Source organism: Solemya elarraichensis gill symbiont, assembly GCF_002021095.1.
Taxonomy (GTDB): Bacteria; Pseudomonadota; Gammaproteobacteria; order Chromatiales; family Chromatiaceae.
In genome coordinates, this window is the sequence record NZ_MPRK01000099.1 from 1 (window position 1) to 6,368 (window position 6,368).

The 6,368-nt window shown below is 50.5% G+C and carries 6 protein-coding genes; 4 read left to right on the top strand and 2 right to left on the bottom strand.

Annotation, left to right across the window (positions count from 1 at the left end; genetic code table 11):
• A partial coding sequence (locus tag BOW51_RS06340; protein WP_167367254.1) for a tetratricopeptide repeat protein occupies positions 1–1,082 on the bottom strand: 1,082 nt, incomplete at its 3' end.
• 150 nt (positions 1,083–1,232) lie between these two features.
• Between BOW51_RS06340 and BOW51_RS06345 the strand changes: the two genes are divergently transcribed.
• The 4 genes from BOW51_RS06345 (at position 1,233) to BOW51_RS06360 (ending at position 5,613) form a co-directional block, all read left to right on the top strand.
• Positions 1,233–2,549 carry a glycosyltransferase gene (locus BOW51_RS06345; protein WP_078476961.1) on the top strand — a complete coding sequence of 439 codons (1,317 nt, stop codon included), beginning with the start codon at positions 1,233–1,235 and terminating at the stop codon, positions 2,547–2,549.
• 41 nt (positions 2,550–2,590) lie between these two features.
• Positions 2,591–3,517 carry a glycosyltransferase family 2 protein gene (locus tag BOW51_RS06350; protein WP_078476962.1) on the top strand — a complete coding sequence of 309 codons (927 nt, stop codon included), beginning with the start codon at positions 2,591–2,593 and terminating at the stop codon, positions 3,515–3,517.
• Between the two features lie 73 nt (positions 3,518–3,590).
• Positions 3,591–4,748, top strand: coding sequence for a DUF2264 domain-containing protein (locus BOW51_RS06355; RefSeq protein WP_078476963.1), 1,158 nt, complete (start codon positions 3,591–3,593; stop codon positions 4,746–4,748).
• Entirely contained in the window at positions 4,741–5,613 is an 873-nt protein-coding gene (locus BOW51_RS06360; RefSeq protein ID WP_078476964.1) for an O-fucosyltransferase family protein, read from the top strand. The genes BOW51_RS06355 and BOW51_RS06360 overlap by 8 nt, the downstream gene beginning before the upstream one ends.
• A 67-nt stretch (positions 5,614–5,680) precedes the next feature.
• On the opposite strand, the gene BOW51_RS06365 is transcribed toward BOW51_RS06360, so the two are convergent.
• A partial coding sequence (locus BOW51_RS06365; RefSeq protein WP_245828548.1) for a histidine kinase occupies positions 5,681–6,368 on the bottom strand: 688 nt, incomplete at its 5' end.

A 6,368-nucleotide genomic window follows, 5' to 3' on the forward strand; every position in this document is an offset into this window, starting at 1 on the left:
GTGACCTCGTCATGCTGAGATCCGAATGTCGATTCGAAAATAACCAGCGAACGTGCGAACAGAGGTTCTGCACGTTGATGCTTGCCCTGGTCAACATAGAGAACAGCAAGATTGTGCAACGTGATAGCAACAGACGGATGTGACTTGCCGAGGGCCGCCTCCTGGATTTTCAGCGCGCCCTTGTAGAGCGACTCCGCCTTGCGGTATTTAGCCTGCTTTCTGTAAACAGAGGCAAGGTTACTCATAGCTGTCGCTACATCCGCATGTTTTCTTCCCAGCGCTTTTTTCCTTGTCTGCAACGCCTGCTTAAAAAGGTGCTCAGCCATATCGTATCGTTCCTGGCTGAAATAGAAGAAGGCCAGGTTGCTCTGGCTCGCAGCAACAGAGAGATGATCGTTACCAAGTACTTTCTGGCGGATATCAAGCGCGCGCCTGAACATGGGCTCAGCCTGGTCGTGCAATCCCTGGGCCTCGTAGGCAACTGCGAGGCTATTCATACTACTGGCTACTTCTGCGTGCTCAGGTCCATACGCCTTCCGGTAAATCTGAAGCGCTCGCAGATAGAGCGGTTCCGCCTTTTTGAATCGGCTCTGTTCATTGTAGAGCGCTGCGAGACTGTCCAGGGCAATCGCGACTGAAGGATGCTCAGGCCCGAAAAGCTCCTCTCTCATTTTGAGAGAACGCTTGCCAAACTTCTCGGCATCCTTGAAACGCCCCATGGCGCGGTAAAGGTTCGAAAGATTACCGAGGCTGTTTGCCACGTCTTTATTTTCGTCATACAACTGCTTGCGCAGTGACAAGGCACGTTTGAAGGCGGCTTCCGACTCACTGTATTGGCCAAGGGATTTGTGCAACAGGCCGATATTGGTATGGGCGCTTGCGACAGCCGGATGCTTCTTTCCCAGCTCTTCTTTAGCAACCGACAAAGCTGTTTTGGCAACGGACAGGGCCTTTGTGTAATCCCCCTGGCTGTAGAGCGTGGTGACAACCCGGTTGAGTTGCTGCCACTTACCCTGCTGTGCATAGACTGCAACAGATGCAACCAGCAGCATAGTGGCCACAATGATTCTGGTCATCGTCATCAAATTCTCCTGGAGAAGCCTCTCTTGAATTCCGCACATGGTGGGGCTCATGCAGGTCACCCGTCAGGCTGAATAACAGGATTATATCACCCGTGTTTGATAGAATCCGAAGCATAAAATAAAGCCCGAGCGCCAAAACCGGTGAAATTGATGAATACATCAACAGACAATACAACTTCAGCGCGTAAACCGAGAATCCTTTGGGCAAATTACTATTGCCTGCTTGACAGTTCGAGCGGTGCCTCCATGGCCGTACGCGAGATGTTAATACAGCTGGCAAAACGCGGATATGAAATAGCCATTCTAGGCGCTACTATTTTCGATGCGGACAAGGGCAAAACCAAACTTTCAAAAAGCGGCATCTTCAGCAAGGAAAACCTGGGGAAATTTGCCACCATCGCTGACGGCGACATGCACCACACATTACTGGTCACCCGTTCGATCGTCCGGAGCCAGATCGGCACTGATGAAATCTTCAAGTGGGTTTCCCGCTACACCGCCACTCTGCACGAGTTCAAGCCCGACCTGGTCTACTTCTATGGTGGCCTGATTAGCGACTGGAACATCGCAGATGAGGCACGCGCACGGGGCATCCCCGTGGCTTTCTATCTTGCCAACGGTAACTACCATGGCGCACGCTGGAGTCGGGATATTGACTTGATACTGACTGACAGCAGGGCAACAGCTGACATGTACCATGAGCGCAGCGGCATCCCCGTCACACCTATAGGCGCATTTATCGATCCTGAGCCCGTGATTGCGACGCAACAGGAGCGCAAGCATGTCTTGTTCATCAATCCCTCGTGGGCCAAGGGTGTCAGCATCGTCATAATGCTTGCACTGTTGCTCGAAAAGAGTCGACCGGACATCATTTTCGAAATTGTGGAGTCTCGTGGCAACTGGCAACTCACGTTTGATGCAGTTTTAAAAGAGCTTGGTCAGGATCGTAAGGGCCTCGACAACATTGTTGTTACATTCCATACAACCGATATGCGCCCTGTCTATGGCCGTGCCAGACTGCTTCTGGCACCCAGCCTGTGGTGGGAGAGTTCGGGACGCATCCTTGCCGAAGCGATGCTCAACGGCATCCCGACACTGATTACCGATCGAGGCGGCATGCCCGAAATGATCGATGACGCTGGCTATCAACTTCACCTGCATGACCTGATGCATGAGAAACCCTATACACGCCTGCCGAAGAAGGAGAAGATCAACGAAGCTGCTGACTGGATTACCAGCATGTATGATAACGATCAGCTTTACCAGGAAGAGGTCAACAAGGCGTATGCAGTAGGAAAACGCCTGCACAGCCTCGAGGCCAGTACAGCAAGATTCGAAGCCGCCCTGCAGCCACTGCTTGAGCAAAAAGCCGGAGATAGCGATCTTGCTGAAAAACTGAAATCAACGCACCGACACGGTCTTGCTGATGCACCCAAGCCTCTTCCGCAAACACCTGATCCAGCATAACAGCTAGAATAGATGAAACATTCAGACGATCCCGGATAACTATGCCAAAAGTCTCTGTTGTCATGCCTGTCTACAATCGCCAGTCAATGGTGAATGAGGCAATTGATTCAATTCTGAAACAGGATTACGGTGATTTTGAGTTCATCATAGTCAACGATGGTTCAACCGACTCTACGGCTGAGATACTCGCAAACTACAATGATCCTCGCCTGCAAATTGTAGAGCTCCCTGCAAACTGCGGGGTTTCCATCTCACGCAATATTGGAATGAAATGCGCCTCCGGCGATTACATCGCGGTGATGGATTCAGATGACATCGCATTTCCAGGCCGCCTTACGGCACAGGTCTCATTCATGGATACGCATCCGGATGTGCATATTCTTGGTACGGATGCTGTCAAAATCGTAGATGGCCAGGAAGTTAAAATGAGGCATCCACAGGACGATGCTGTAATTAAGTCACGCCTGCTTGCACTGGACGGCTCTTCGATGATTCATCCCACGACCATGATGCGCGCCAGTTTTCTCAGAATGAACTCCATCCAATACCCCCTGTCTCGCACTGACAGTGATCACGGTCTCTGGACCGAGGCGATGGCTGCTGGTCCAAAGTTCCATCTTTTGAAACAGCACCTGCTCACATACAGGCGCCATGACAGCAACATCACCGCAGAAACCGGCACAAACCTGCGCAAACTCCATTCTGACAAGGTGCAACATAGAATAAAGCTCCTGGGGCTATTTTTTCCCGATCTGGCACATGCGGAAACGCTCGCCATTGCACGCATGATGGAAAGTGGAAGGCCACTGCAAATTAGCGAAGCCTGTGCTGCCTTGGCTGCGGCCAAAAAGGCGCAGAAGTATACAATTTCGCAGTACGGGGAATCACGTGAACTCCTCAGCAAATTGATCGGGCATTATGTTGCCGAAGTCACACAGGCACTTTCCGGTAACAGAAACAGATCGTGAACGGGAACATATAAGTGATTAGAAAAGTTATCTTTTTGCCATATTAAGACAAAATGCCAATGAAAAATTCTCTATGAAGCAACCTGCATCTCAACAACAGACACGAAGTGAGTGGCTTTCCTTTTTGATAAAGATTGCAACTCCAGTCCTGGAAAATGGTGCTAAAGGAACACTGAAGCAAAATATGCCAATCGAGGGGCCAGAGCGTGATCAACGCATAAACGTCTCGCACCTGGAGGCTGTCGGCAGAACACTTTCGGGTATTGCCCCCTGGCTTGAGCTCACCGGCCTGCAGGGTGAAGAGGCTTTATTACAGTCCAATGCGCGCCAACAGGCACAATTGACAATCACCTCTATTACCGACAAGAACTCGCCGGATTTCCTCCATTTTGATGCCGGGGCACAATGCCTGGTTGACGCCGCCCTGCTCGCTCTCGCTATACTGCGTGCTCCACATGCACTGTGGCTGGAACTCCCGGAAGCAAACAAAAAAAATATTATCGAGGCACTCACTTCAACACGAAAAATTACGCCTGTTTTCAACAACTGGTTGCTGTTCTCTGCAATTATTGAGGCCTTCTTCTGCAAAGCAGGTATCACGCATGATTCCATGCGTATCGAATATGCGCTTAGGCAGATGCTACAGTGGTATGTTGGAGACGGATTCTATTCTGACGGTCCGGTTTTCCATGCTGATTATTACAATTCTTACGTAATACACCCGTTTATTCTCGCCATACTCAATGCCACCTCGCATACCAGGAAGTGGAAAAGCCTTACTCCGTTACAACTCAAACGTTCACAACGCTACTGTGAATTGCTTGAACGCTCAATTTCCCCGGAAGGTGCCATGCCGGTCACTGGCAGATCTCTGTCCTATCGGTGCGGTAACCTGCATGCACTTGGAGAACTTGCATTAACAAATCAACTTCCCACTACACTTCCCCCGGAGCAAGTACGATGTGCAATGACTTCTGTCATAAAACGCACACTCGGGCCAGAAAATACATTCACTGAAGATGGCTGGCTAACTATCGGTCTTTGCGGACAACAGCCCAGTCTTGCAGAATTCTACATCACAACGGGTAGTCTATACTGGTCGACTCTCGCCTTTCTTCCTCTTGGCATATCCCCGGACTCAACATTCTGGAGCAATCCTGATACGCAATTTACAAGCCAAAAACTCTACAGCGGGATAGATACCCCTGCGGACAAGGCAGAGGATGAGTAACAAAATCATCGCCGTCAGGTCCGATGGCAGGCTTGCAAACCAGATGTTTCAGGCCATGCTTGCATTTGAGTTGAAAAACATCGTCAAGGAAGCGCAAATAATGGGGCTCTCCCTGCCTGAATGGGGCTTGACGAGTCAGCCTCTGACACAGCGTACGCTTCGTGGCAGTGCACTACTATTACCCAGGCATCGCTTTAACTTTCACCAGGCTGCAAAAGCCCTTGCGGAAAGAGTGGTAAACTCTATTGTTATCGAGGGCTGGGGAATGCGCCTTGAATATTTCGGCCCTCCATCTCGCTACCAACAACTATTTCGGACTAATATCGCCCCTCAGCGACTCTCTGACAAGCAGCTACTTATCAACATCCGGGCTGAAGATATTGTGTCTGGATGGCATCCCAGCTACTTCCCACTGGCATTTTCATTTTATGAGAAAATAATCGATTCAACTGGCCTTGAACCTGTTTTCATGGGCCAAATCGGTTCAGACAGTTACTCACTAGCGCTCAAAGAGAGATTTCGCGGCGCCCGCTTTCTCGCTCCAAGGACAGCCATTTCAGACTTTCAAACAATACGCCACTCACAACATGTCGTTTTGAGTATCAGCTCCTTTTCATGGCTGGCTTCATGGCTGTCGGAAACAGCAATAAATATCCACGTTCCCGTAGCCGGCCTGTTTGATCCGCGTAACGGGGAAACAGACTTGTTGCCTGTGACAGATTCCCGTTATCATTTCTACGCAGTTGATTTTCCCGATATGCAACAGCGTCAATCTCTTGACTATGACGCATGGGCCGAACATGCTGATTCAAACCGACTTCTCAGTGCGGACGAAATCAACAAGATGTATCGACAGGCACAATGAGTGAACAGAGCAGCCAGGGATTGCTGCTTTTATTCAATTGCAGTCAGTGTACACCTGGTATTGTTATTCACTGTGTACTCATTGCATAAAAGTTGAGTTTGACGGCTGTTCCACCGAGCGACGAACGACCGATGTGCAATATACCCCCCAACCCGCGGGCACGTTCCCGCATAATCGCCAATCCATGATGATGTTCGAGCTGCTCAACACTCGGCATGCCGACACCGTCATCCTCGATCAGCAGGGTGACGCGGCCTTCACGATCACAATCGATCGACACGAAAGCCTCGTTGGCATCAGAATGGCGCACTACGTTGGAGAGTGCCTCACGAATGATCTGTACCAGGTTAATCTCGGCATTGGCGTTCAGCTGGCAGTACCCGATCCGGTTCTCCAGTATCAAGCTGGTTTCACCACGTTTACGGAAATCCTCTACTGTCTGCTCCAGCGCAGCCTCAAAACCACCCTCACCGAGGCGAAGGCGAAAAGTGGTGAGAAGTTCACGCAACTCGCCGTAGGCGCTGTTGAGTCCGCTGTGTAAACGTTCGAGAACCTCGATACTCTTTTCGTTGCCGGCCTGCGGCAATGCCTTGCGAAGCAGACTTACCTGTATTTTCAGATACGAGAGTGTCTGTGCCAGTGAGTCGTGCAATTCGCGCGCGATGACACTGCGTTCTTCCATCAGTGCAAGCTTACGGTTCTGCGATAGTTGCTGTTCACGCTGGATGGCCAGGGCGATATGGTGTGCCACCGTC

What these genes read in the sequence shown, in the direction of transcription:
- BOW51_RS06345 (WP_078476961.1), top strand. Translation starts at nt 1,233, where the DNA reads ATGAATACATCAACAGACAATACAACTTCAGCGCGTAAACCGAGAATC.
- BOW51_RS06350 (WP_078476962.1), top strand. Translation starts at nt 2,591, where the DNA reads ATGCCAAAAGTCTCTGTTGTCATGCCTGTCTACAATCGCCAGTCAATG.
- BOW51_RS06355 (WP_078476963.1), top strand. Translation starts at nt 3,591, where the DNA reads ATGAAGCAACCTGCATCTCAACAACAGACACGAAGTGAGTGGCTTTCC.
- BOW51_RS06360 (WP_078476964.1), top strand. Translation starts at nt 4,741, where the DNA reads ATGAGTAACAAAATCATCGCCGTCAGGTCCGATGGCAGGCTTGCAAAC.